Genomic DNA, 25740 nt, shown 5'->3' with positions numbered 1-25740 from the left:
GCGATCAGCGAGTTGACGATGTCGCCGCGGTAGACCGGCAGGCCCAGTGAGTCCAGGCCCTGGGAGCGGGGCTTGGCGTACTGGCCGGCGATGCGCGCGACCTTGACCACGGGCAGGCTCGCGCCGTAGGTGAGCACGACGGCCATCTGCAGCAGGGTGCGGACGTTGGCGCGGATGTGGGGCTCGGTGTTGCTGGCGAAGGTCTCGGCGCAGTCGCCGCCCTGGAGCAGGAAGGCCTCCCCGCGGGCGACCTCGGCCAGGCGGCTGCGCAGCAGGTCGACCTCGGCGGGCACGGTGATGGGCGGCACGCTTTCGAGCACGGTGCGGGCCATCTTGGTTTGTTCGGGGTTGGGCCAGTCGGGCTGCTGGGCGGCCGGCCGGGCCAGCGCGTCGTCCAGCTTCCGGCGCAGCTTGGGGGGCAGCGGGGGCAGCTCGGGCAGCGTGTCCACCGGGACGTCCACGGTCCAGTTCACGGACCCCAGGGTAAGGGGTGACGTTCGATGATCGGTCGGGATCCGCCGTTCTCGGTGGGGTCGGTCACGGCCGTCGTCGGGAAGGATGTGGCGATGACCTCCGCACCCGTGTCGGACCTGAGCGCCCACGACGCGCTCGCCCTGCTCCGGACCGCCGTCGACAACGTGCGGCGGGACCATCCGGTGCACTGGACGCACGTGATCTCCGGCGACGAGGAGCTCGTGCCCCAGCGGGTCCTGCATCCCGCCTTCGCCGGCTCGTTCGACTGGCACTCGTGCGTGCACCAGACCTGGCTCATCGTCCGGTTACGGCGCGTGCTGCCGTCGCTGCCGATCGACGGCGGGGCCGTGCTCGATGAGCTGCTGACCCCGGCGAACTGCCAGGTCGAGGCCGACTTCTTCGCCTCCGACGCCGGTCGGCACTGGGAGCGTCCCTATGGCTGGGCGTGGCTGCTGACCCTCGACGCGGAGCTTCGCCAGGCCGACTTCCCGTGGGCCTCGGCCCTGCGTCCGCTGGCCGAAGTGCTGCGGCGTCGCTGGATCGAGTGGATCTCCAACGCCCGACTACCCCTGCGCGTCGGCACCCACCAGAACACCGCCTACGCCGCCGCCATGGTCCTGGATGCCGCCCGCGCCGTCGGTGACGAGGAGCTGGCCGCCAGCTGCGTTTCCGCTGCTCGGCGCTGGTACGCCGGCGACGTCGCCTATGGGGCGTACGAGCCCGATGCCTACGACTTCCTGTCGCCGGCGCTGGTCGAGGCCGACCTCATGCGCCGGGTTCTGCCGGCTTCCGAGTTCGAGGCGTGGTTCTCGGCCTTCCTGCCCGACCTGGACTCCCCTCGCTGGGCGTCGCTGCGGGAGCCGATCGTCGTCGACGACCCCACCGACCCGTACCAGTCGCACCTGGCCGGCTTGGCCTTGAGCCGCTCGTGGTGCTGGCGCGACCTGGCCGATTCTCTGCCCGTTCAGCACAAGTCGCTTGCCCTGTCGTCAGCTGCGCTGCACCGCACCGCCGGGTGGAGCTACGTCTTCGGCAACGGCTACGGCGCCGACCACTGGCTCGGCACCTTCGCCGCGTACCTGGATCTCGGCGCGCTGGACGCCGGGCCTGTGCTGGCACAAGGGTGACCTTGTGATCGTCACCCTCACGCCCAATCCGGCCATCGACCGGACCCTCGCTGTCCCGGCCCTCGTCCGCGGCGAGGTGCTCCGTGCCGCGGCGCCGATGGTGGAGGCGAGCGGCAAGGGCGTGAACGTCGCGAAGGCGCTCCTGGTGAACGGTCACGCCGCCAAGGCGGTCTTGCCGGCGGACGACCTGCTCCTGGAGCTGCTGCGGGCGGCCGGCGTGCCGTGCGAGGTGGCGCGGATCGGCGGCGCGGTGCGCACCAACGTCAGCCTGCTGGAGCCGGACGGCACTGTGACCAAGGTGAACGAGCCCGGGCCGCCACTGTCCTCGGAGGATCGGCGGCGGCTGTTGGCGATGACCCTGGCCGCCGGCGGCTCCGTGATCGCCGCGAGCGGCAGTCTGCCGCCCGGGCTGCCCGCCGACTTCTACGCCGAGCTGGTCGAGCGTTCGGACGGGCCGGTCGCCGTCGACACCTCGGGCCTGGCGTTGAAGGCCGTCATCGGCGCTCGGCCCTGGCTGATCAAGCCCAACCTGGACGAGCTGGCGGAGCTGGTGGGCCAGCGGCCGCAAACGCTTGCCGACGTGGTCGCCGCGGCTCAGGCCCTCCGGTCCAAGGGTCCGCAAGCGGTGTTGGTCAGCCTCGGTGGCGACGGCGCCGTCCTGGTTGACGGCACCGGGGCTCGTCATGGCGAGGCCGTTGTCGATCGCCCACGCAACACCGTCGGCGCCGGCGACGCCCTGTTGGCCGGCTTCCTGGCCGGCGGCCTGACCGAGGCCCTGGCCTACGCCGCCGCGGCCGTACGCCATGTCGGCACCCATGCCCCGGCCGTGACGCCGGCGGACCGGGCCGCGGTACGCGTCCACCAGGACATCGACGGCGGCCGGCGAGTGGAGTGAAGGAGGACTTCGTTGCGCACAGTGGTGGTAGGCGACCACTTCATTCCTGCCGAGCACTACGTCACGGCGCTGCGGCAGGTGTGCGGCCCGGACTTCGGGCCGATCACGGCGCCAGGACAGCACGATGGGGGATTGCCCGCGGGGTCACGGATCCGTGTCCCGTCCGACGTAGACGGTCGTGTGCGGATCGTGGTTCGGACACCGTCTGGTTAGCGTCGGGGCCACGATCCCATGCCGAAGGACGTGCAGCCATGTCTCACCATCTGGATTCCCCGCTGGCCCGGCAGGACGTGCGGCTCGACATCACCGATCTCTACGTGTTCCGCGGCGAGATCGGAACCGTCTTCGCCTTCAACGTGTGCCACTCGATCGCGGGCGACATCCCGGAGCCGGGTTTCCACCCGGAAGGCAAGTACGAGGTGAACCTCGGGGTCGAGCCGGCGCTGACGTACCGGTTCACGTTCGCCGAACGCGACGGGGACGGCCGGCAGCGGTTCTCCGTGCACGGTGTTCGGGGCGGATCGGACCACGGCGGGCACGGCCTGGCCGAGGGGACCACGGACGAGGTGGTCCACACCGCGGACGGCAGCCGGGTCTGGGCGGGACGAGCGGGTGACCCGTTCTGGATCGAGCCGGACGTGCTGCACGCGGTCGGACACGCGTTCCAGGACGGCACCACAGTGGACCTCAGCGGCTGGAATCCCGAAGGCGCGCACAACCTTTTCGCCGGACACTCGGTGTACTCCGTTGTCATGGAGGTCCCCGACGTCGAACTACTCGCGCACACGGGCGGCCGGCGGGATATCCACGTGTGGGCGCGGGCGAGCCTCGCCACTGACGCCGGCGGCTGGCGGTCGGTCAACCGCATCGGGCTGCCGATGATCCACCCGCTGTTCACGCAGTTCGACGAGGACCTGGGCGACCGGCTCAACCTGGGCCACCCGCAGGACGACCCGGACGTCTTCGGCGAGGTTGTCGTGGCGAAGATCGCCGGGGTGGTTCGCGCGTACGGCACCGCGGCGGACCCGGACGCGTACGCGCGAAGCGTGGCCCGGCGGTTCCTGCCGAACGCCCTGCCCTACCGGGTCGGCACCCCGGCGTCCTTCGGTTTCGCGGAGTGGAACGGACGGGCGCTGACCGACAACGCGCCGAACGTGATGTTCACGATCGCCGCGAACTCCCCGGTGTCGCTCGGCATCGGCAAGGAGTCCGTGACCTCGAAGCCGGTCGGGACGTTCCCGCACCTGCCGAAACCGTAGGGTCCCGCGACGCTAGAACGCGCCCATCCGCATCGCGTACGAGACGGCATGCGTGCGGTTGCGCAGGTTCAGGCGGGCCATCAGGTCGTGGATCACCTTCTTGATCGTTCGCTCCGCGTAGTTCATCCGCCGGGCGATCTCGGCGGTGTCCTCGCCGGCGGCCAGCAGCCGAAGGACTTCGACCTCACGGGGGGTGAGGCCACCGGGGGCGAGTCCCTGGCATTGGAACGTGCCCATCAGCAGCCGGACCTCGTCGACCAGATGGCGGCACAGCTGTTCGGGCAGCACGGCGGCCTGTTGGCTGCTCGCCCGCACCACCCGGGCGACGGTGGTGTCCGTGAGGTCCCGGCGCGGCAACACGCTGACCACGCCGGCCTCGAACGCCCGGAGGAGATGGCGGGCCGGGATCATCCGAGTCACCAGGACAACACGTTGGGTGGGATTGACCGCGGCGTCCGCCATCTCGTTGAGAAAATCGATCAGTTCCTCGTCCACCACATCGGCCACGACAAGCAGGATGTCCGCCTGCGGCCCGTGCGCCCGGGACAACGGTCGAACGTCCGACGAAAACGCGAGCGCCGCCCGCACGTCCGACTCGCATGATTCGTCCTTGCTGTACACCACGACGGAAATCCACTCCGGTTTCCGTGTCGCGTTCGGTGCGAACTGGGGTGTCGTCATGCTCATCGGTTTTCGCCGCCTTCGCCGCTACTTGAAAACGGGGAACGGTTTGAACGTGCCCGCCAACGCGGAGTTGTCCACGTAGAGCGTGTGGTACTCGCGACGGAGGAATCGCCAGCCCTTCGCCGTGCGGACGAGACTGTCCAGGGAGAGGCCGTAGTTGAAGTAGCCTTCCTGGTCAGGCGGCAGGCCGACCTCGGTGATGTACGAACGGGCGGTGGCGGTGTCGCCGGTCACCGTCACGGTCGTCGAGTTGACGATCTGGTAAAGCGCCTTGAAATAGCTGAGCGCCTCGCCGGCCTGTGCCGCTATCTCCGCGGGCGTTCCGGAGAAAGCCACGCCGTTGGGCGGGTCCAGCTGCCAGCTCGCGTTGTCGGCGTAGACCGTGACGAACGCGTCCGTGTCCCGCTGGTTCGTGCAGTCGGTGAACTTCTGGATCAGTTTCCTGATCTCGTTCTCGTCTTCAAGTGTCGACATGGCTTCCCTCTCCGGGAATCGCGGCGGTTCGGTTTTCGCCTGACCTCAACCACCGTATTCGGTAACGCGTAAACGAAGTGTCACCAACTTGTCCACACCGGTCGTGGCCCGTGCCGTGGCGGGCGCGCCCCGGTACCGTCAAGCCCGTGCGGAAGGGACTGCGGTTCGAGCTACTCGGTGACGTGCGGGCGCGGCTCGACGACATCGAACTCGACCTCGGCTCCCCGCAACAGCGGCTCACCCTGGCGGTCCTGTTGCTCCAGCCGGGCCGGGGGGTGTCCACGGACGATCTGGTGGACGCGTTGTGGGGCGACGACCAACCCCGGGCGGCGCGCAGCGCCGCACGTAACTACGTCCACCGCCTCCGCCGAGCCCTGGACGAGACGGCGATCGTGAACCGAGGCGGCCGTTACGTGCTGCAGGTCGACCCGAAGCGCTCCGACGTCACGAGGTTTCGCGACCACGTCAACGTCGCCCACCAGCTGCGCCAGGCCGACCCCGCGGGCGCCGCGGCGGAGTTGCGGCGCGCGTTGGCGGAGTGGACCGGGCCGGCGCTTGCCGGCGCTCGGGGCGCCTCCGCGGACGACCTGCGGGAGGGGCTGGAGCGGGAACGCGTCGACGCGGTCGAACTGCTCGGCGACCTCGCGGTCGAGCTGGGTGAGCACGCCGAGGCCATTGACCTGCTGACCGAGGCGGCGCGGCAGGAGCCGTTCCGGGAACGGCTGCACGAGCTGTTGATCCTGGCGCTGTGGCGAGCGGGCCGACCGGCGGAGGCACTGGTCGCGTACGACCGCATCCGACGACTCCTCGCCGACGAACTGGGCGTGGACCCAGGTGTCCGACTGCGTGACCGGTACGAGGAGCTCCTGCGCGCGGACGCCGAGCGACCCGAAGCCGGCACGAGGACGAAGCCCGCGCAACTTCCGATCGACCTCCCTGTTTTCGTCGGTCGGGAAACCGAACTGGCGGAGGTGGCAAGCGGGAGTGTCACGCTCGTGCACGGGATGCCCGGGGTGGGGAAGACCGCGTTCGCCGTGCACCTGTGCCACCAGTTGAGCGAGCGGTATCCCGACGGCCAGCTGTACGTGAACCTCCGGGGTTTCGGACCGGACGAAACCGCCTTGTCGCCGGATGACGCGTTGCGCGTGTTCCTTGAGGCACTGGGGGTGTCACCCGCGCACACCCCAGAGGACCTCGAAGGCAGGAGCGCGCTCTACCGGAGCCTCCTCGCCGGCAAGCGGTACCTCGTGGTGCTCGACAACGCACGGGACGCCTGCCAGGTGATGCCGCTGCTGCCGGGGGATGCCACCAGCCAGGCGGTCGTCACCAGCCGCAACGAGCTGCTCGGCCTGGTCACCGCCACGGGCGCGCGGACCGTGTGCCTGGACGTGCTCGACGAGGCCGGCGCGCGCGAGCTCATCGCCAGGCGGATCGGCGGGGCACGGGTGGACGACGAGCCCGACGCGGTCGCCGAGATCGTCGCCCTGTGTGGCCGGCTGCCGCTCGCGCTCGCGGTCGTCAGTGCCCGCGCGGCGACCCACCAGCGGTTCGCCCTGTCGGACCTCGCCGTCGAGTTGCGACGGTGCCGCGGCAGCCTCGTGGGATTCACCGGCCCGGACCCGATGGCCGACGTACGGTCGGTGCTTTCGTGGTCGTACCACGCGCTTTCGTCTTCAGCGAAGCGGATGCTCCGGCTGCTGTCCCTGCACCCGGGCACAACCGTCGGACTGACCGCCGCCGCCAGCACGGCGGGCGCGTCGGTTGACCACACCGTCACGACGCTGCGTGAACTGGCCTCGGCCAGTCTTGTCGTCGAAGAGCTTCCCGGCCGGTACTCGATGCACGACCTCGTCCACGCCTACGCCGCCGAGCTGCGCGAGGAAGCCGACGAGGAGGCGGTGGTCCGGCTGCGCGACCACTACCTGCAGACCGCGTACGTCGCGGACGAGTTCTTCGTCAAGGCCGGCGAGCGACCGCCGCGACCGGACACGGCGCCCGGTGTCTCGGTCCATCCCGTCATCTCCTACGAAGACGCCGTGGCCTGGTTCAACGACGAGCACGCCGCGTTGATGGCGCTGATCGAGCACGCTCCCGCCGAGTGGTCGTGGCAGGCGGCCTGGGTCATGCGCCACCACCTCGACTGGGGCGGGTACTGGGACGACCTGGCCGCGGTGAGCCGGATCGCCGAGCAGCGTGGCAGCCCGCGGGGCAGGGCGTACGGACTTCGCGGTCTGGCCAGGGTGGCCAGTCAGCGTGGTGATCAGAACGAGGCGGTGGACCTGCTCGACCAAGCGCTCGCGCTGTTCCGGCAGATCCAGGACAACACGTCGATGGCGTACACCCACCGCCAGCTGACCGGTGTCCTTCAGCTGGCGCACCGAGACGTCGAATCCATCGGCCACGCGGAAGCGGCGCTGGAGCTGTTCCGCGAGGCGGACGGCAAAGCGGGTGCGGGCGGGGCGCTCGTCGCGCTCGCGTGGGCACTGACCCGGGCGGGACGCCTGCCGGAGGCCATCGACGTCGGCATGCAGGCGCTGCCGCTCGTGGAGGACTCCGGTGACCGGTACTCGACAGCGTTGGCGTACCTGGCGATCGGCCGGGCCAGCCACAACCTGGGCCGGTACGACGACGCGGCCTCCTACCGCCGCAAGGGCATCGAGGTGTACCGAGCGATCGTGGCGGTGATGCGGCCGGCGGCGACCGTGCTGCTGCGATCCAACATCGTGCTCTGCCAGATCCATCTCAGCGAGTCGTGCCACGCGGCGGGCCGCTTCGCTGAGGCGGACAGTTCGCTGGGCGAGGCACTCGGCGCGTTCCGCGGGCTGGTGACCGAGATGCAACGGGCCGTTGGCCGGCACGACGCGTTCGACGAGGACCGCTCGGCTACGCTCTCGCGGGCGATCGATGAGCTGCACACGTTCGTGACCGACGAGTCCGGGCCCGGGTGGTACGAACGGGCCCGGGAACTCATGACGGCGACCGTGCGCGCGGCTGTGGCGGCTGGGATCGTGGTGCAGAGCCTCGACAACATCTAGCCCGCGGCTACGCCGTGGCGACACGGGCCAGCACGATGTCGAAGTCGATCAGCCGGAACGGCGCCTCGACGCCGAACTCCGCCGCGCGCCCGGCGTCCTGGATGTCGAGCACCGGGCGGACGAGCGACGGTTTGACGCCGAAGGCGAAGTCGTTGTCCAGGTCCGGGTCGCCCTCGATGTACACCTGGGTGGTCAGCGGCTGGTAGCCGGCGGCGCCCGCGATCAGGTGGATGTGGGCGGGCCGGATCACCGGCCGTCCCGTGGCCTCCAACAGGTCGTTGACGGGCGGCTCCACCAGCCCACCGTAGGAGTGCGGGACGACGCTGCGGAACCAGTACCTGCCGTCCTCATCGGTGGTGAACAGGCCACGGAGGTTGAACTTCGGCAGCGCGTCGGGCGCCCACGTGTCGTAGCGGCCCTGGTCGTCCGCCTGCCAGACGTCGATCTGCGCGCCGGACACCGGGTTCCCGTCGGTGTCCCGCACTGTCCCGGCCACCACGCAGGGCTCGCCCTCGTGGTTGAGCGAGATGTCCGCGCCGAGTTCGTAGGCCGGCGCTCCGGGGACGTAGACCGGACCGAGAACGCTGGACTCGGTGGCGCCCGCGGGCTTCCGGTTGTTGATGGCGTCGACCAGCGACGAGACACCCATGGCGTCGGACAGGATCATGAACCCGTGGTCGCCCGTCCGCTGCCCGATCTGGCCCAGGAAGTCGATGCCGCGTCGCCACTCGTCGGACGTCGGTTCGACCTCCCTGACGAATGCGTGCAGGTGCCTGGTGAAACTGGTCATGACCTCGCGCAGCCGGTCGTCCGGCGTCTTCGACCAGCTGTCGACGACCACGTCGACGAGGTTCTCCTCGGAGAACTCCACGATAGCCACTCTTGCCTCCTAGACGGGATCTCCGCGGTCCACCTGACCACGATCCCGATGCGCCGGCCATCACCGCGGGCGGCTATGTCCGCTGGTGTCCGGAACCGTGATTCCCTGGACATCGGGCCCGGGCTGCGTTCGGCCGCCGTCGGCTGTCATGTCGAACAGGAGGGTGGTGTCCACCTTGCCGTCGATGACCTCGGCCATCACGGCTTTGTGCTCGGCGTCGATAGGGATGGTGGAACTCCGAAAGGCGGCCTCTGCCGCAACGATGTCCTTGACCTCTTCTACGTAGATCACCAGCGGTCCATCCGCCGTGTGAAGTAGATACGCCTGCTCGTGTCGGACGCCTTCCTGGGCGAAGGTCTGTCGAACTTCGTCGCCGCGCTCGTTCGCTTCCGAGAACCAGTCCGTGAGCCGGTCGAGCTTGTCGGGGCGTAGCCGAAGCACTGATAGGTGAATCACGTCATCCTCCGTTAGTTATTGCAAGAGCCGTGGTCGGGTTGCTCCGACCCGCTGGTAATGAGCGATGGCGACCACGCGAGTTCGGCGTCGTGCCTGGTCGACGCGTCAGATGGCGTCAAGGGTCTGCACCTCGATCCCGGCCTCCCTGGCCACCTGGATGGTCTCGACCATGAGTGTCCGGGCCCGGTCATACCATCCCGGGCCGGACTTCTCGGTCACGAATGGGTGCAACTGGTCGGCCACCTGCCACAACGCGGCTGTCCGGGTCTGGTCCGAAGTGTCGTACGGTCCAACGGCGCGTTGCAGCTCGACCAATTGCCCACGAAAATTGCCCAGCGCCTCGCGCAGCACGTTCTCCGACTCGGTGAGCCGGCCGGCTGAGCGGTACGCGGCGCTGAGGTTGATCTGAGTGAGAGTGGTGTTCGTCCTCAGCAGCAAGGACGCTGCCGGTCGCATCGTGTTGATGACGGCGTGCATGAGCTCCATGCCTTTCTCGCGATACGAGATCGCGTTGTCGAACTGCCCCAACTGGTGACTGGCGCGGCCGATCGCCTGATACACCAGGTTGGTCGAATACGTCTCGCCGGAGTTCTCGACGAGCGGCAGCGCCCGCAGACCGACATCGATGGCTTCCTGCGAGCGCCCCGCCCTCGTCAATGCCCAGGCGAGGGCGACCAACGCGCCGCCCTCGCCGGCCCGGCCGCCGGTTGCGTGGAACAGTTCGAGCGCCGACGTGGAGTGGTCGATGGCTTCGTCGTCCCGGCCGGCCAACTGGAGCACGCCCGCGAGCTGCCGGTGGGTGTAGGCCATCGCTGTCTCGTTGCCGGTCTGTCGGAACAGGTGCAGCGCGTCGGCCAGCTGGTCCACCGCCGCGTCGTGGTTTCCGCGCTGGCTCGCCACCCTGGCCAGACCGCGTAGCGCATACGCCCTGCCCTCGGCGGAACCCTGGCGCTCCGCGATCCGGCTCACGGCGCCGAGGTCCTCCCAGTACCCGCCCCAGTCGAGGTGACGACGCATGGTCCAGGCCGCCCGCCAGGCCCAGTCGGACGGTGCCCGTTCGATCAGCGTCAACATCGCGACGCGTTCGTCGTTGAACCACGCCACCGCCGCTTCATGGGAAGTGACGGCATGAATCGAGACGCCGGGCAACGCATTCGGGCATGCCGGTTTGTCATCGGCCTTGGAGAAGAACTCATCCGCGATGTAGGCGGTCTGCAGGTAATGGTCACGCAGGCGGACCGAGGCTTCCTCGTCTTCGCCCTTCCGCAACTCCGACGCATAGGTGTGCACGAGATCGTGCAGTGAGTAACGGCCGGGACGCTCTTCGACGACGAGGTTCGCGGAGGTCAGTTCGCGCAACGCCGGGGTGGTGTCCTGAGTGGACCCGCCGGCCAGGCTGGCGGCCGCCGCCAGTCCGATGGCGGTGCCCGGATGTAGGGAAAGCAACCGGAGCAACCGCGCCGCCGAGGTCGAGAGCGCGCGGTACGACCACGACAGCACCGACCGCACGTCGGTCATCGGGTCCACGCCGCGGAACCCGTCGAGACCACCGCGAGAGCGCCGCAGCTCCTCGGCGATGTCGGACAGGGAGAACCGCGGGTGGGTCGCCGCCCGGGCGCTGACCACCGCGAGCGCCAGCGGCAGCCTGGCACACAGCGCGATGATCTCCGCCACCGCGTTCGGCTCGCCGTTGGCCTGTGCCGGACCGATCCTCCTGGTGAAGAGCTCTCGCGCCGGCCGGTCATCCAGCACGTCCAGCCACATGGTCCTCGCGCCGGTGGCGGTGATCAGTCCCAGCAGCTCGTTGCGACTGGTGATCAGCACGTGACAGCCCGACCCGCCCGGCAGGAGCGGCAGCACCTGCTCGGCGTCACGAGCATTGTCGAGCACCACCAGCAGCCGTCGGCCGGACAGCACGCTCCGGTAGAGCGCGCTTCTGCCGTCGACGTCTTCCGGGGTGTGCGCGGGGGAAACGCCCAACGCCTCGAGGAACGTTCGCAACGCCTCCTCGGGCGACACGACCATGTCGTCCGGTCCGAAGCCGCGCAGATTGATGTACAGCTGGCCGTCCGGGAACTTCTCACTCACCTGATGGGACAGATGCACGGCGAAGGCGGTCTTTCCCACGCCGGGCATTCCGTGGACGAGAGTGACCGCCCCGGACACACCCTCCGCCAGTTCGGTCTCCCGACCGACAAAAACCGGAAGGTCGATGGGAAGCTGAGCGGGCCGCACCTTCGAGGAATCGTCGTGTTCGCCGTCCGCCCGCAATATGTCGGCATACACCGCACGTAGTCCGGAAGACGGCTCGACACCGAGTTCGTCCGCGAGCAGGCGGCGAAGCCGGTCGTACACGACCAACGCCTCGGCCTGCCGTCCCGACCGGCACAGCGCGAGCATGAGGAACTCGTGCAGCCGCTCCCGAAACGGCTGCTGCCGCACGCCCTCCGTCACCAGGTCGATGGCCTCGGCGTGCCGACCCAGCTCCAGGTCGATCTCGGCCAGCAGTTCGAGGGCATCGACCCGTTCACGCTCCAACCCGTCCCGGAGTTCGTCGACCGCGGCCCCACGCGCGCCGCCGAGCGGCTGTCCCTGCCATTCCCCCAACGCGAGCCGCAGTTCCGACGCGGCTTCCTCCGCGCCGCCCGATCGGCGTATCCGGCGGGCCGACCGGACATGGTGGCGGAACCGGGCGACATCCGAGCTCAACTCATCCGTCCGCAGGACATAGCCCCCGCCCCGCAGCACGATCGCCGGTTCGTCGGCGATCGCGCCGAGGACCCGCCGCAGCCGATGAAGGTAGTTGCGCACCGCCCCTCGCCCCGTATGCGGGTGCTCATCGCCCCACAACGCGCCAAGCAGATCGTCCAGCGTCACGGCGTTCCCTTGTTTGAGCAGCAGAAACGCCAGCGTCAGCCGCTGCTGCGGAGAACCGATATCGAGTTCTACGCCGTCGAGCCACGCCCGCACATCGCCGAGGAGCGCGAACCGAAACCCCATGCACACGCGCGTGACGTTACCGCGATCGGCCGCCGCGACCGGCCGACCGGCCGCCTGCCCGTGTGAACGTGCAAGAAGACATGTCGACCCGCATCCATCGTCCAAGCAATCCCGACGAACACTAACGATGCCGTCATAAACATGGCGTAACAGCGCGTTGACACCTGACTGATCATCGGTCGGCTACCGTGTCGAAATCAAACGGCGACACGCGCCCGTCGGCTCCGACGAAAGCTCAAGGAGAGCCCGGGGTAAATGGTTGCGAGAGAACGTAGAACATCGGGGACGGCGAGCGATGACCATCGAAATGACTCCGACTGTCGCGCGGAAGAACCTCGGTACTGCCGACGTCGACGCGCGGGACCATCAGATCTCCGTCATGGTGTGCGCCAACGACGAGTCGCGCGCGGCGCACGTCAGGGCAGCGCTCACTTTTTCGCCGAACATTCGGCAGCTTCCCCATGGGCAGGGGCCGCAGGCGGATGTCCTGCTCGTGGTGGCCGACGTCGTGAACGAGCCGTTGCTCGACGCCCTCGACGCGATGGCTGCCGGCGCCGCGAATCCGTCGCAGCGCGTCGTGCTCGTGACCAGGATGCTGCCCGGCCGCCACCTGTTTCGCGTACTCAAAACCGGTGTGGTCAGCGTCCTGCCGACCCGCGACGCGACGGACGCGGCCGTCGTCCGGGCAGTCGAAGGGGCCGGCCGCGGGACCTCGATGCTGCCGGAACGGCTGTGCCGCCAGCTGGTCGACGAGGTTCGGGTGCTGATGAGCTCGTTCGAGCACCAGGGTCTCGGGCCCGGCGGCCTGACCAACCGTGAGATCGAGGTCCTGCAGATGCTGTCGAACGGCGAGACCACCGCGGTGATCGCCGAACGGATGAGCTACTCGGAACGGACGATAAAGAAGGTCATCCACGATCTGATGGCGCGGCTGAATCTGCACAGCCGCGCGCACGCCGTCTCGTATGCGATGCGGATGGGCGCTATCTGAGGGTCCGTCAGCTCGGCGACCGCCCGGATCAAACCCGCGCCGTGGCAATCCCCTCGACCGCCTTCGCGATGCTGCTGAGCGGGTCGAGGGTTGCGTACTCGACGGCGAGCCGCCGGGCGTTGTCCCGGTAACCGGGCTCGGTCAGCACCGCTTGGACGGCACGCCGGATGTCGGCGGCCGCGGGCGTGTCCGTGGCGAGGTTGATGGCGGCGCCGGTGGCCGCGACCCGCACGTTGCCTTCGAGTTTCTCCTCGGTCTGCCCGGCCAGCACCATCGGCGTGCCTTCCCGCAGCGCCTGCTGAACGCCGGCGAAACCCCCGTTGGTGACGAGCACGTCGGTGTGCGGCAACAGTTCGTCGAACGGCACGTACTCGGCGATCCGGGCGTTGGCTGGCACGTCGCGCACCGCGCCCTGGCGTCCGGTGGCCGCGACGACCAGCACCGGCAGGTCGGACAGCGCCGCCAGCGTGGGCTCGATCAGGCTGCCGAAGTCCTGGTTGGCGATGGTCCCCTGGGTCACGAGGACCACCCGCTCCGCCGCCTCGACGTCCGGCCACCACGTCGGCCGGGCGGCGTCTGCCCGGCCCGCGGCGGGCAGCGTGCCGATGAACTCGACGTGGGCCGGCGTGTCGCTGCGCCGGTAGCTGAGCTCCTCGATGGACAGCTGGAGGTACCGGTCCGCGCCGAGAATGGGCGCGTCGAGGAAAAACGGCAGCGGGTCACGCGTCACGCCGAGCGAACGCATCGTGGCGACGAACTCATCCTGCACGTCGCCCAGCACTTCGCCCTGCAGAAACGCGTTCGCCTCGCGGTTGCGCTCACGGCCCGCGGGTGTGGTGTCCTGCGGCAGGCCCATGCCCATCGGCGCCGCGTCGATGCTGCTGAGGGCGAAATGCACGGTGCCGACGCCGATGATGCCGGCCGGTCGCGGACCCGGCGCGCCGTAACTGAGCGGTGTTGTGCCGTAGAAACTGCCGTCACCCAGCACAACCGTGGACTGGTCGTCCGCGTCGGCGAGCAGCCGACACAGATCATGGTGGCGGTCGGCGATGACGCCGACGACCAGATGCCGGAGATCCCATTGCAGGCGGGGCAGACCGGGCGGTGCGGCGAGCCGCTCGGCCGAGGTGACCAACTTCGCGGTGTTGCGGTCCGTCTCGCCGGTGAGCGGTGCGAACATGGCGCCGGTCGCGGTGACGGCATCGCCGAATTCCGCGCCGGTAAGCACCGTGACGTGATGGCCACGGCGCACCAGGTCGGCGGCGATGGAGTTCATCGGCCCGAAATGGCCAGGCGCGGGCACAGCGGTGATGGCGATCCTGGTCAAAACGGCCTCCTCAGCCGGTGAGGACAGTAGTGATAAATGGTGGCAGCTGCTCCGCGGGAAGCGATGGGACGGGAGCGCATGACCACGCCTTCGAATGAACGGGCCCGATCACTCGGACGCCGTGCGCCGGATCAGGGCCGCACTCGGTCTGCCGGAAGGTGGAACAGCTCGCATTTCTGACGGATCTTCACCGAAGCCCGGGCGTGGATGTCATGCGTCTTGTCCGACGGTGGTCATCGGGCTGCCCCACTCCTGCATCAAGGAGACAAGCCGGCCACAGTAGCTCCGCTCCGCCTTGACGTACTTCTTCCCCAGCGGACCGAACGACCACGCGACGGCGTTCATCTCTTCTTCGTCGTAGGACGGAGCCGCGCGGAAGAACGTGGCCAGCCGGTCGTTGATCGCCGGGAACTGACCGGCCGGCAGTCGGAGAGCGTAGAAGCCGATCCGTTCGATCTCGCCGTCCGCAGGCGTCATCGTCACCGAGAACGTGTAGCCCTTCGGCGACGTGAACCTGGTCAAATCGTCGTAGGTCGACCGAGGGATCACGCCGCCACCGACGAGCGACATGAGCCGTTGGGCATGGGACTCGGTCATCGGGTCGAACACCCGGAAATAAAGATTGGCCGTGCCGTGCTGATGGTCGACGGCCACATGCCGCACGCCGACCAGGCCGAGATCGTGAAAGGCCGGCGCGTGCCTCCGGATCGTCTCCGGCACCACCTGCGCGCGGAGAACCTCGTCGACCGGCCGGACACCTCCCAGAAAGACCCAGGTCTTGGCGAGTCCGTTCGCGGCGTCGAAGTCGCAGAGTTCGGTCGAGACGCCCCGGTACAGGGAGCTCCAGGACGAGATCAGCCGCGTCGTATCGCCGTCGGCGGCCAGCAGCCCGGCCTTGACCGCGACGGCGACGGTGTCCCTCGGCCGCCGCTCGTAGAAGCGGTAGTTGAGGGCCCCGCCAGGCCGGTCCGTGGTCCGCCACAGCACTGCGCTGTCACGAAAACTGTCCATATACGCTTCGAGCACCATCTTCGTGGTCGAGCTCGAATACTCGGCGCCTATAGCCTCGGCCGTGGTGGCGATGTCGCGGAAAAACTGGGAGCGGGTGAAGGTGAATCCCGTTTTCGATGGCATGAAGTCGTCCCTGGTTGTGCCGTCTGTCGCCGATGCGGCTCTGGCGGAGAGATCGGGTCAATGGTCGGCGTCGACGTTCGCCCATGCGCAGATCAGTTCTGGTGCGTAGAGAACGGCGTTCTCGGCCCGCATCTCGTCACGCAGGCGTTGCTCCAGGGTGGCCAGGCCGATCTCCCGCCGGTCGGCGATGTCGTGGGCCTCGATCACCGGCAGCAGACTCTCCACGGTCATGGCCAGGTATCGCACGACCGCCGAGTCGGCGTGGCCTGCCGTGCCGGCAACCGATATGCCCTGCAGCCGTAGGCCGGCATCCCGCAGGATTCGCGGCAACCGCTCCCCGGTGTCCGGGTCGACGCCCGCTGCTCGAAACCCCGCGTAACACCATTCGACGCACCTGGTCACCAACGGAACCTCCGGCACGGCCCTAGTGCTGGCGGTGCGGAACTCGATCATCGATACGAGGCCGCCGGGGCGAACCCGTTCGACCAGGGCGCGCAGCGCGGCGGCCGGGTCGGGCAGATGCACCAGGACCAGCCGGCCAACCAGAGCGTCGACCGGCTCGTCGACGGCGACATCCGGCAGCGTGCCCTGCCTGAACGACACGTTGGCCAGGCCGGCTTGCTCCGTGCGCTGCTTCGCCACCCGGAGGATGTCGGCGTCCTCGTCGACCCCGACGACGGAGCCGGTCGGGCCGACGATGTCGGCGGCAAGCATCGTGACGTCGCCCGCGCCACAACCGATATCGAGCACCCGCTGGCCGCGCGTGAGCCCGGACATCACGAGCAGGTTTCTGGTGTGCGCCTCATTCAGCTTGCCCTGCAGGATGAGACGTCGAGTCTCGGCGGGCGACTTTCCCAGTGCGTAGCTGCCATCCGACACTCGACGCGGGACGGCCCCCGCGAGCGCGCTGTCCGGGCTCATGGAACGACGACCCTCGTGGTGCCCTGGCCGGCGGTGTGGTGGCCCCGGACGGCGACGGATTCGCCGGGGCCGGCGCCGCGCAGGATGATGCCGATCTCGACCACGGCGATCCTCTCTGATTGTTGACCCGGATGTCGCCCGGTCGTGACCGGGCGGCATCCGGATTGGTGACACCAGCTCGATGGCGGCGAGATGAACTGGCGGCTCGTGTTCCGCTCAACCACAGGACCATCGGCGCTGTGGGCAGTTCGGTCACACCTGTTCGATGTTCATCTGCCGGTGCTCATACGCTCGGGCCCGCCGACGTTTCGATCCGTTGTCGTGCGGTCACGGGGTCACCAGTCGACAGTGCAGTTGCCGGAGAAGCACGCCGGGCTGGCCGACGCGGCCGGCGCCGCAGCAAAGGCAACGCCTCCGCCCAGGATGGCGGCCGCCGCGGACAGTGAGACGATAAATCGAAGGATGCGCATCTCATCTCCTTTTTGTGGGCACGTGAACTTTCTTGCGTGCCTTGATGTTTTTACCACGCTTCCAACGTCGGTAATGGTCCTTAGGTGAGAAAGTGAGCGACTTCGTGACTACATGGACATCTCTTCCTTCGCGGAGCCTGAGCTTTCCTCGCCGTGGAGCTGGTCGCCGGCAGGAAGGGCAGGCCCAGGTCGACGTTCGGCCCGATCGTTTTTCCACCCCGACACGGCACCGGCGGACGTTTATGTTTCGTTGACGCCACCCGGATATTCTGGTCTGAGGTTGTGTTGAAACGTCGCGGTCGTCCGGTGATCACAATGAGCCTTTTTCATCCTGCGGCGAGCTCGCGGTTCTGTAGGACGTGGATGGCCTTGGCCAAGCGGCCGGCGCGGTGTGGGCTGCACCGGAGTTTGCGGAGCACGCGCCAGGGCTTGAGTTGGGCGTTGGCGCGTTCGCCGGGGCCGCGCAGGCGGGCATGGGCGCGGTTTGCCTCTTTCCGGGACTCGGGTTTGTTGCGGCCCTTGTACGGGGTGCGGACCTGTTGGCCGGTCTGGTCGTAACCGTGTGGTAGCCCTTGTCGCCCAGCGCGATCAGTCCGGCGTCGCGTAACGCGGCCAGGATGTTCCAGATCCGGGCGGCGGCGGTGTCGTGGGTGCTGCCCGGCAACTGACCGGACACCCACAGGATCGTGCCGTCCGGCGAGGCGATCACCTGCGGATTCACCCCGTGCCGCTTGTGCTTGCCCGAGTAGAAGGGCCGGTCCACGGCGACACGGTTGATCGGGATCAGCGTGCCGTCGACGATCACGTAGGCCATGCCCCGCCGTTTCGCCTTCCGTAGCGCCGCCCGAAGCTTCGGGGCCCGTTGGGCGAGCAACTCGACGGTCTCGTTGACATACCGCCAGCACGTCGTGGTCGACACCGCGAACCCGGCGAACGGCTCACCCTTGCGTAGATACACCAGCACCAGCAGCGCCTGCTGGCCAGAGTTGAGGGTGCGCCATACCGAGGCCCCTCTGCTTGCGGTGGGCACGGATCAGGTCGGACACGAAGGTCAAAGTCTGATGTGACAACGGCAGCGCGGCGCGGTAGAACAGCATGCGAAGCCTTCGGTGGTAGGGACTGGTCTTGGTCGACAGCCCTCCTATCGGAGGCTTCATCCGTTGTCGCGCCGACACGCCGATGATCCTCGATTTCCGACCTACATCCCTTGCCTCCCAACACACTCAGCTCAGGTTGAAAAAGGTTCCAGGTGCTGGCCGACGGCCGCATCGCCGGCGCCGCGCTCGATGTCTACGACGACGAGCCGCTGCCGGTGGATTCGCCGTGGCGCAAGCTCGACAACGTCACCTTGACTCCGTACTACGCCGGTGACACCCTGGACGCCACCCGCACCTCCGTGCGGCTTGTCGCCGAACGGATCGCTTCGCTGTGACCGGCTTCCTTCTCGGCGTCGACGCCGGCCAGACCGCGACCAAGGCCGTCCTGTTCGACCTCGCCGGCCGTCCGGTCGCTTCGGGCTCGACCCGTTGTTCCACAGTGAATCCGCGTCCGCACTGGGTGGAGCGGGACATGGATGACGTGTGGGCGGCCGCCGCCGACGCGATCCGACAGTGCACTGTGGACGCACCCGGTCCGATCCTGGCCGTCGGCATCGTCGGCCACAACGACGGCCTCTACCTCGTCGACGCCGCCGGCCGTCCGGTGCGGGCCGGCATCACCGCCATGGATTCCCGTGCTTCTTTCGAGGTTGACGGTTGGCGCCCGTTGTTCGACGAACTGTTGGCGTTGACCGGTTTGGTGCCCTTCGCCGGATCTCCCGCCGCCCTCTCCGCGCACCTGTTGCGCCACGAGCCGTCCGTGATGGAATCCGCCCGTTGGCTGCTCTTCTGCAAGGACTGGCTTCGGCTCCGCTTGACCGGCGAGATCGCCACCGACCGCACCGAGGCCTGCGCGTCGTTCTGCGACGTGCAGACCGGCGAGTACAGCGACCGTGCCCTGGAGTTGTTGGGGCTCAACGTCTTGCGGGACAAGCTACCCCCGATCCGCGGCTGCTCCGACATTGCCGGCACCGTCACCCCTGACGCAGCCGAGCGCACCGGCCTCGCCGTCGGCACCCCCGTTGTCGTCGGCGCCCACGACGTCGACGGCGCCGCCATCGGCGACGGCGTCCTCCACGCCGGTCAGCTTTCCCTGATGGCCGGCACTTTCAGCATCAACCAGGTCATCTCCGACGCCGTGGCCGTCGATCCCCGTTGGCAGGCGCGGGGATTCCTGACGCCCGGTCGCTGGCTCAACATGTCCACCTCACCCGCGTCCGCCACCAACCTCGACTGGCTCCTGCGCACCGTCACCGGCCCCATCCCGCACGACCAGATCGACGCCGAAATCCTTGCCGTAGCTGGTGATCCTTCGGACGTCGTCTTCCACCCCTTCCTCTACGGCTCCCCCCACGGCCCCGCCGCCTCGGCCGCCTTCCTCGGCATGCGCGGTTGGCATTCCCGCGGCCACCTGCTTCGCGCCCTGTACGAGGGCGTCGTCTGCAACCACCGCACCCACGTCGAGGCCCTGCGCTCCGCTTTCCCCACCGCCCCGTCCGCCCGCCTCTCCGGCGGCGGCTCCCGCAGCTCCGTCTGGCCCCAGCTCTTCGCCGACGCCCTCGACGTGGATATCGAGATCACCGACACCACCGAGTCCGGCGCCCTCGGCGCCGCCCTCCTCGCCGGCCTCGGCATCTCCGTCTGGCCCGACCTCCCCACCGCCCTCGCCGCCACCGTCCGCGTGGCCCGGCGGTTCAGTCCCGTTGACCCCCAACGCTTCGACGACCTCTACGCCCGCTACCTGTCCACGGTGCGGGCCCTCGCCGAGAAGCACCGGCCCTAGGCAGCCCCCGATTCCCGCTTGCTGGGTGATTACCGTCTTTGGGTGGTGGCCGGTTTCCGTTTATCGGTAGCCGCGCCGGGGACGATAGGGGCGTGCTACGGGCAGTCGACGACCGAAGGGCCGTTGACCACCGCGTAGTAGGTCAGGTCGAAGCCGTAGCAGACGGTGCGGTTGATCTCCCGGCCGCCGCACCCGAAGATCGTGGGCTTGTCGCAGTCGGTGTAGCGGAGCTGGATGACCAGGTGCACCTGCGGCGCCTTCAGGTCCTTCTGGTGGAGGTCGGTGGCCTCCATGACCTGCGCGCCGGCGTGGTTGAGAGCCAGCACGGCGTGGGCGTAGCCCATGGCGTCGGCCTGGCGCGGATAGGAGATGGCGTCGGCGATGGCCCGGGCCTGACGGTCGGTCTGGTCGGTGCCGGCGCCCCGAGGCCACACCAGCCACACGATCGACCCGGTGACCGCCGCCACGATGGCTAACTTCACGATGAGCCCCCGCATGTTGCCGACGGTAGCGGGGGCGCGACCGCCGGCGCATGAGTAGTTCCACGCACAGCTGACCGACAGCTTCCCCGGATAGAGCTTTGACCTGGCGCGGCGAGACTCGCATCCGTGACAGCGATTCCGACCGCCGCCCGCGCCCGTGGACTGACGACGGCCCAATGGCTGCTAGCACTGCTAGGGCTGAACGCGCTGTGGGTGACCGACATCCTGATTATGGACGGCGGCCTGAGTGACAACCTGTTGACCGTGGTCGGCCGGGCGACCGGCCTGTACGGGGCTCTTGTGCTGGTGTTCCAGCTGTTTCTGATCGCCCGCGTGCCCTGGCTGGAACGCGGCCTCGGCATGGACCAGATGACCCGGTGGCACCGCTGGACGGGCTTCTGGGTGTTGTGGCTGCTGCTGGCCCACGTCGTGTTCATCACCCTGGGCTACGCGGCGAGTGACGGCAGCCCGGTGTTGGGTGAGCTGGGCACGTTGGTGTTCGACACCGACGACGTGCTCAAGGCGACGGTGGCGATGATCCTGCTTGTCGGAGTGGCCGTGACCTCGGCGCGGGCGGCGCGTCGCCGGATGCGGTACGAGACCTGGCATTTTGTGCACCTGTACGCCTACCTGGCGGTGATTCTCGGCTTCCTGCACCAGGTCACCACCGGCCGTGACTTCATCGGCTCACCTATCGCGACGGCCTACTGGTGGACCCTCTACAGCCTTGCCCTGGCGGCGATTCTGGTGGCCAGGGTGCTGCTTCCGTTGTGGCGCAACGCTCGCCACCAGCTGAGGGTCCAGCGGGTGGTCGCCGAGTCGCCGACCGTCGTGTCGGTGCACGTCACCGGCCGGCGTCTGGGCGAGCTGCCGGCCCGGGCCGGGCAGTTCTTCCTGTGGCGCTTCCTGACCAAGGATCGTTGGTGGGAAGCGCATCCGTACTCGCTGTCCGCGATGCCCGACGGTCGTTCCCTGCGCATCACCGTGCAGGCTCTCGGCGACGGCAGCGCCTGGATGCGCACGATTCGGCCCGGCACAAGGGTTTTCGCCGAAGGCCCGTACGGCTCGTTCACGTCGAGCCGGCGCGGTCGCCGGGGCGCCCTGTTGATCGGCGGGGGAGTCGGCATCACGCCCGTCCGCGCGCTGCTGGAGGAGCTGCGCGGGGATGTCGTCGCCGTGTACCGGGCCAACCAGTGGGAGGACACCGTTCTCGCCACGGAACTCCGTGACTTGGCCCAGCACACCGGCGCCCAGCTGCACATGGTCGTCGGCCCGGTCGACGCCAACCTGCTCAGCGCCGCCCACCTGGTCTCGCTGGTGCCGGACGTGCGGGAGCGGGACGTGTTCGTCTGCGGTCCGCCCGGCATGACCGACGCCGTCCTGTCCACCTTGCGGGCCTTGGACGTGCCAGCCGCCCAGTGCCACGCCGAGCGCTTCGCGTTCGCCGCCTGACCCGAAGGGATTCCCCTCCATGCGCCGCGCCGCCATAGCCCTGGTGCTCACCGCCGCCGGCCTTGTGCCGCTGCTCCGCTATCACCCGAGTACCGCCACCGTTCCTAGCGCCGCTAGCACTTCTAGCGGTGGCAGCACACCTAGCACTGCTAGTAGCGGCAGTTCCCCAACCACTGGCTCGACTCCGTCGGGGTCCGCCATCCGCACCGTCACGGGCTCCGAGGTCGACACCGAGTTCGGCCCCTACCGCGTGCAGGTGACCTTCAACGGCAGCACCATCACCGACGTCCAGATGGTCGAGACCCCTTCGGACCGCCGGAGCCAGCGCATCGCCGAATCCGCCGCCCCCACCCTCCGCCAGGAGGCCCTCACGTCCCAGAGCGCCCGCATCGACACGGTCTCCGGCGCCACCGCGACCAGCGAGGCCTACGCCCAGTCCTTGCAGGCCGCCATCGACGCCCGCAGCTAGTAGGCCAGTGCCGACTGCTCCGCCGCCGTGAAAGGCGGCTCCGCCAGCGGCGGATCGACCGGCCCGAGCAGCGTCGCCAACACGGCGCGAGGCGAGAACACCCGGCTGGTCGGGGAGGAAAGCGTGTAGACGTCCAGTTGCAACGCGAACAGGTCCTGCCGCCCACGGGCGACCCGGGCCATGCGGTCGCCGTAGGCGTACAGCAGCCGGGACTTGAGGTCGGGAGTCCGACCCTCCAGGCGCTGCTGGCTCCGGAGGTCCTGACCGACGGCGAGCTGCCACGCGTCGAGACCACCCGCGGTGACGGAGGCCTGGATGATGCGGGCGACGCCGGCGGCGTCACCGTGCCGGCGGAGACCGTTGCGAATGGACAGTGCGTTACGGGCGGCGACGGACATGCCGTGCCCGTAAACGGGATTGAAGGCGCTGGCGGCGTCGCCGACCACGACGAAACCCTCGGGCCAAGGCTGAACGAGGTCGTAGCGCAGCCGACGGTTGTCGGCGGTGCGGTGACCGAAAACCGGGCCCAGTGGCGAAGCGCCGGCCATCAGATCGGCAAGGAGAGGATGGCTCAGGCTTCGGGCGTAGGCCATGAAGCCGGCCTCGTCGGTCGGGGGCTCGCCGCCGGGCAGACCGGCGACGGTGACGATCCACTTGCCGTCCTCGACGGGCATCAGGACGCCGCCCCGGGAGTAGCGGTCGAGGCGGGGCTCGGAGGCGATGTTGACGACGGGGAACGAGGGATCGGTGCCGGGCGGCGACTGGAAGGTGCGGCTGGCGTAGCCGACGCCGACCCCGAAGCGCTCCTCGGGCACGGCCGGCAGGCCCAGGTCGGTGAGCCAACCGGGTGTCGCGGTGGAACGACCGGTGGCGTCGACGACGAAGTCGGCGGTCAGCTCCAGAGTCTGCCGAGACTCGCGGTCCCGGACCACGGCGCCGGTGACGCGGTCGGCGCCGCCGGTGAGTCCGACGACATCGGTGCCCTCGATGAGTTCGACCTGGCCGGACGAGAAAGCCTGCTGCCGCACGGTGAAGTCCAGCAGAGGCCGCGAGGCGGACACGAAGGTCTGGTTGCTGGGGTAACGCCGGTTCCACGTGCCCAACACGTACGAGACGAAGCGGCGAGGCACGTCGATGCGCTGCCCGCCGGCGGCCTCCAGCGCATCGATCGTGCCGGGCAGCAGGTCGTCGATGGCCCGGGCGCCGCTGGACATCAGGTTGTGCACGTGCCGGCCCTGCGGCACTCCCTTGCGCGGTTCGGGATCCGAGGGCATCCGGTCCCGTTCCACGATGACCACGCTGTCGCAGTGCGAGGCGAGGGCGGCGGCGGCCAGCGTGCCGGCCAGACCGCCGCCCAGTACCAGTCCCTTCACACAGCCGACGTTACGGCTACTTCTCCGCCTTCGGCAGGGAAAGCCCGAAGTCGTCGTCCACGGACCCGTTGGTTGCCGCCTTGTCGGTCACCGGCTTGGCCAGCTGCATGGAGTCCATCAGCTGACGGGCCATGCCGAAGCCCGCCCCGCCCAGCGACAGGGCCTTGGTGAACAGCTCGGTGACGCCCTCGGCGCCGTTGAGCACCACCATGTTGTCGACGTTGGAGAACGCCTGCGCGCCGGCGGCCACGATGGCCGGCCAGTTCTCGGCGAGCTCCTGCGCCACAACGGCTTCCTGGTTCTCGGCCAGCGCCGCCGCGCGGGCCTTGATCGCCTCGGCCTCGGCGAGGCCCTTGGCCTTCGCGGCCTCCGCCTCGGCCAGACCCTGCGCCCGAGCCGATGCGGCCTGCGCCTCACCGTTGGCCTTGGTCGCGGACGCCTCGGCCTCACCACGGGCCTTGGTCGCCTCGGCCTGGGCCAGCGCCGCCGCCTTGACGCTGGTCGCGTCGGCCACGGCCCGCAGCTCGGTTTCCTTGGCGTGCGCCTGGGCCTTGGCGATCTGCGCGTCGCGGTCGGCGTCGGCCAGGGTCCTGGTCTCGTACGCCTTGGCGTCCGCCGGCTTGCGGACCTGCGACTGCAGCCGCTGCTCGGACAGGTCGGCCTCCAGCTGGGCCGCCCTGGTCTCCTGCACGACGACCTCCTGGCGGGCGGTCGCCTCGGCCAGCGGGCCGGCCTGCTTGGTGCGGGCCGACACCTGGTCGATCTCGGCCTGGTACGAGGACTGCTTGATCTGGCTGTCGCGCCAGGCCGAGGCCTTGTTGGCCGCGGCGACCTGCTCGGCCTCGGTGGCCTCCTGGTCCCGCTGCGCCTCGGCGATGCGGGCCTGCGCGGCGACGGCGGCGGCGTGCGGCTTGCCCAGGTTGGCGATGTAGCCGGACGCGTCGTCGATCTCCTGGATCTGCAGCGAGTCCACGACCAGACCCAGCTTGCTCATCTCGTTGGCCGACGAGCTGCGCACCTCGGCGGTCAGCCGCTCGCGGTCGCGGATGAGCTCCTCGACGGTCAGCGCGCCGATGATGGAGCGCAGGTGGCCGGCGAAGACGCTGTGGATGCGGGTGTCCATGGCGTTCTGCTGGTCGAGGAAGCGGCGGGCGGCGTTGGCGATGGACACGAAGTCGTCGCCCACCTTGTAGATCACGGCGCCCTGCACCCGGACGGGAATGCCCTGCTTGGTCACGCAGGACACCACGATCTCGGCCGACCGCGTGTCCAGCGACAGCCGGCGCGCGGTCTGGAAGCCGGGCAGCACCAGGGTGCCCTTGCCGGTGACGATCTTGAACCCGAGGCTGTCCTCGCCGACCTGGATCTTCTTGGCGCCAAGACCGGAGATGATCATCGCCTCATTGGGCTCGGCCACCCGCCAGAGCACCCGCAGGATGATGAACAGCACGATGACGGCGACGACAGCCGCGCCGATGATGGCCAATATGTTCGCGTTCATCTCTCTGAAACGCCCCCTCTGCTCGCGGGGCGTGTCAGTGCGCCCCACGACCTTGTCGTGGTTGCCGACCAGACTTCCCGGCGCACCTTGGAGGCCTCACGCTATTCCTCGGTTCCCTCCGCGTACATGTCACTTGACACACACTTAGGGATCGATCCGGAGACGGGCGTTCTTGTTGCCGCCCAACGGCAATAGCGCGGCGCACCCTTCACCCGAAAGGGGGGCACCGTTTCAGGAGGACGGTCAGGGGGCGAGCAGCGGGCGCCAGCGTTCGACGTAGACGGTGCGGGGCGGGTCGAAGTCGACCACCAGCACCTGAACGCCCGGCTCGATCGTCTCCTGCGGCTCGATCGGGTGCGCGTAGAACGCCTCGGCCCCACCTCGGACGGCGATCATCACCTCGCCGACCAACCCGGGGCCGATCCGCCCCGTGACGCGTCCCCGAGTCCCGATCAT

At 68.9% G+C, this 25740-nt stretch carries 24 protein-coding genes and 1 pseudogene; 10 read left to right on the top strand and 15 right to left on the bottom strand.

All coding sequences use genetic code 11. From position 1 onward, the window contains the following. On the bottom strand, positions 1-473 hold a 473-nt coding region (locus AB0M73_RS42400; RefSeq protein WP_363904144.1), incomplete at its 3' end, for a 3-deoxy-7-phosphoheptulonate synthase. A 93-nt stretch (positions 474-566) separates the two neighbouring features. On the opposite strand from AB0M73_RS42400, the gene AB0M73_RS42395 reads away from it, so the two are divergent. The 3 genes from AB0M73_RS42395 (at position 567) to AB0M73_RS42385 (ending at position 3755) form a co-directional block, all read left to right on the top strand. Beyond that, on the top strand, positions 567-1601 hold the full coding sequence (locus AB0M73_RS42395) for a DUF2891 domain-containing protein (RefSeq protein ID WP_363904141.1): 1035 nt from the start codon (positions 567-569) through the stop codon (positions 1599-1601). Positions 1602-1605: 4 nt separating this feature from the next. Beyond that, positions 1606-2496, top strand: a complete 891-nt coding sequence (locus AB0M73_RS42390; RefSeq protein ID WP_363904138.1) for a 1-phosphofructokinase family hexose kinase — start codon at positions 1606-1608, stop codon at positions 2494-2496. Between the two features lie 251 nt (positions 2497-2747). Next, positions 2748-3755 carry a DUF4331 family protein gene (locus AB0M73_RS42385; RefSeq protein ID WP_363904136.1) on the top strand — a complete coding sequence of 336 codons (1008 nt, stop codon included), beginning with the start codon at positions 2748-2750 and terminating at the stop codon, positions 3753-3755. Between the two features lie 12 nt (positions 3756-3767). On the opposite strand, the gene AB0M73_RS42380 is transcribed toward AB0M73_RS42385, so the two are convergent. After that, positions 3768-4379 carry a response regulator transcription factor gene (locus tag AB0M73_RS42380; protein WP_363904133.1) on the bottom strand — a complete coding sequence of 204 codons (612 nt, stop codon included), beginning with the start codon at positions 4377-4379 and terminating at the stop codon, positions 3768-3770. 84 nt (positions 4380-4463) lie between these two features. Beyond that, positions 4464-4913, bottom strand: coding sequence for a nuclear transport factor 2 family protein (locus AB0M73_RS42375; protein WP_363904130.1), 450 nt, complete (start codon positions 4911-4913; stop codon positions 4464-4466). A gap of 146 nt (positions 4914-5059) precedes the next feature. Between AB0M73_RS42375 and AB0M73_RS42370 the strand changes: the two genes are divergently transcribed. Next, on the top strand, positions 5060-7948 hold the full coding sequence (locus AB0M73_RS42370; protein ID WP_363904127.1) for a BTAD domain-containing putative transcriptional regulator: 2889 nt from the start codon (positions 5060-5062) through the stop codon (positions 7946-7948). Positions 7949-7955: 7 nt separating this feature from the next. Here AB0M73_RS42370 and AB0M73_RS42365 read toward each other — a convergent pair whose 3' ends face one another. The 3 genes from AB0M73_RS42365 to AB0M73_RS42355 all read right to left on the bottom strand — a co-directional run bounded on the left by AB0M73_RS42365 (position 7956) and on the right by AB0M73_RS42355 (position 12161). Next, complete coding sequence (locus AB0M73_RS42365; protein ID WP_363904125.1) at positions 7956-8828, bottom strand: dioxygenase; 873 nt, start codon at positions 8826-8828, stop codon at positions 7956-7958. Between the two features lie 60 nt (positions 8829-8888). Then, on the bottom strand, positions 8889-9284 hold the full coding sequence (locus AB0M73_RS42360; RefSeq protein WP_363904122.1) for a DUF6176 family protein: 396 nt from the start codon (positions 9282-9284) through the stop codon (positions 8889-8891). Positions 9285-9389: 105 nt separating this feature from the next. Further along, the gene (locus AB0M73_RS42355; RefSeq protein ID WP_363904146.1) at positions 9390-12161 is read right to left on the bottom strand and encodes a BTAD domain-containing putative transcriptional regulator; all 2772 of its coding nucleotides are present in this window, start codon (positions 12159-12161) and stop codon (positions 9390-9392) included. Between AB0M73_RS42355 and AB0M73_RS42350 the strand changes: the two genes are divergently transcribed. After that, complete coding sequence (locus AB0M73_RS42350) at positions 12111-12350, top strand: hypothetical protein (protein WP_363904149.1); 240 nt, start codon at positions 12111-12113, stop codon at positions 12348-12350. The genes AB0M73_RS42355 and AB0M73_RS42350 overlap by 51 nt on opposite strands. Before the next feature lie 229 nt (positions 12351-12579). Continuing rightward, the gene (locus AB0M73_RS42345) at positions 12580-13275 is read left to right on the top strand and encodes a response regulator transcription factor (protein WP_363904119.1); all 696 of its coding nucleotides are present in this window, start codon (positions 12580-12582) and stop codon (positions 13273-13275) included. Between the two features lie 28 nt (positions 13276-13303). Here AB0M73_RS42345 and AB0M73_RS42340 read toward each other — a convergent pair whose 3' ends face one another. The 5 genes and pseudogenes from AB0M73_RS42340 to AB0M73_RS42320 form a co-directional block, all read right to left on the bottom strand. After that, positions 13304-14602 carry a nucleotide disphospho-sugar-binding domain-containing protein gene (locus AB0M73_RS42340; protein ID WP_363904116.1) on the bottom strand — a complete coding sequence of 433 codons (1299 nt, stop codon included), beginning with the start codon at positions 14600-14602 and terminating at the stop codon, positions 13304-13306. Positions 14603-14812: 210 nt separating this feature from the next. After that, entirely contained in the window at positions 14813-15736 is a 924-nt protein-coding gene (locus AB0M73_RS42335) for an aromatic prenyltransferase (RefSeq protein WP_363904113.1), read from the bottom strand. Positions 15737-15793: 57 nt separating this feature from the next. Further along, on the bottom strand, positions 15794-16657 hold the full coding sequence (locus AB0M73_RS42330) for a class I SAM-dependent methyltransferase (RefSeq protein ID WP_363904110.1): 864 nt from the start codon (positions 16655-16657) through the stop codon (positions 15794-15796). Positions 16658-16992: 335 nt separating this feature from the next. Beyond that, positions 16993-17127 carry a hypothetical protein gene (locus AB0M73_RS42325; protein ID WP_363904107.1) on the bottom strand — a complete coding sequence of 45 codons (135 nt, stop codon included), beginning with the start codon at positions 17125-17127 and terminating at the stop codon, positions 16993-16995. A gap of 326 nt (positions 17128-17453) precedes the next feature. Continuing rightward, positions 17454-18224: pseudogene (locus tag AB0M73_RS42320) on the bottom strand (transposase family protein). Between the two features lie 152 nt (positions 18225-18376). On the opposite strand from AB0M73_RS42320, the gene AB0M73_RS42315 reads away from it, so the two are divergent. Together AB0M73_RS42315 and AB0M73_RS42310 are read left to right on the top strand one after the other, a co-directional pair. Beyond that, entirely contained in the window at positions 18377-18559 is a 183-nt protein-coding gene (locus tag AB0M73_RS42315; RefSeq protein WP_363904104.1) for an NAD(P)-dependent oxidoreductase, read from the top strand. Then, positions 18556-20007, top strand: a complete 1452-nt coding sequence (locus tag AB0M73_RS42310) for an FGGY-family carbohydrate kinase (RefSeq protein WP_363904101.1) — start codon at positions 18556-18558, stop codon at positions 20005-20007. Before AB0M73_RS42315 ends, AB0M73_RS42310 begins: the two co-directional genes overlap by 4 nt. A 95-nt stretch (positions 20008-20102) precedes the next feature. On the opposite strand, the gene AB0M73_RS42305 is transcribed toward AB0M73_RS42310, so the two are convergent. Next, positions 20103-20504 (bottom strand): hypothetical protein, encoded by a 402-nt coding sequence (locus AB0M73_RS42305; RefSeq protein ID WP_363904098.1) that lies wholly within the window; start codon positions 20502-20504, stop codon positions 20103-20105. Positions 20505-20615: 111 nt separating this feature from the next. Between AB0M73_RS42305 and AB0M73_RS42300 the strand changes: the two genes are divergently transcribed. Together AB0M73_RS42300 and AB0M73_RS42295 are read left to right on the top strand one after the other, a co-directional pair. After that, positions 20616-21941 carry a ferredoxin reductase family protein gene (locus AB0M73_RS42300; protein WP_363904095.1) on the top strand — a complete coding sequence of 442 codons (1326 nt, stop codon included), beginning with the start codon at positions 20616-20618 and terminating at the stop codon, positions 21939-21941. Positions 21942-21960: 19 nt separating this feature from the next. Then, positions 21961-22410, top strand: coding sequence for an FMN-binding protein (locus AB0M73_RS42295; protein ID WP_363904092.1), 450 nt, complete (start codon positions 21961-21963; stop codon positions 22408-22410). Here the strand turns inward: AB0M73_RS42295 and AB0M73_RS42290 are convergent. The 3 genes from AB0M73_RS42290 to AB0M73_RS42280 all read right to left on the bottom strand — a co-directional run bounded on the left by AB0M73_RS42290 (position 22407) and on the right by AB0M73_RS42280 (position 25740). Beyond that, on the bottom strand, positions 22407-23783 hold the full coding sequence (locus tag AB0M73_RS42290) for an FAD-dependent monooxygenase (protein WP_363904089.1): 1377 nt from the start codon (positions 23781-23783) through the stop codon (positions 22407-22409). The genes AB0M73_RS42295 and AB0M73_RS42290 overlap by 4 nt on opposite strands. Before the next feature lie 16 nt (positions 23784-23799). Beyond that, a complete protein-coding gene (locus tag AB0M73_RS42285; protein WP_363904086.1) occupies positions 23800-25284 on the bottom strand; it encodes an SPFH domain-containing protein in 1485 nt (494 codons plus the stop codon). A gap of 243 nt (positions 25285-25527) precedes the next feature. After that, positions 25528-25740, bottom strand: coding sequence for a hypothetical protein (locus AB0M73_RS42280; protein ID WP_043717528.1), 213 nt, complete (start codon positions 25738-25740; stop codon positions 25528-25530).

The sequence above is a fragment of the Kutzneria sp. NPDC051319 genome (assembly GCF_040682195.1).
Lineage (GTDB): Bacteria > Actinomycetota > Actinomycetes > Mycobacteriales > Pseudonocardiaceae > Kutzneria.
Note: the sequence above shows the minus strand (reverse complement) of the source record. Positions and strands in the feature narration are given on the sequence as shown.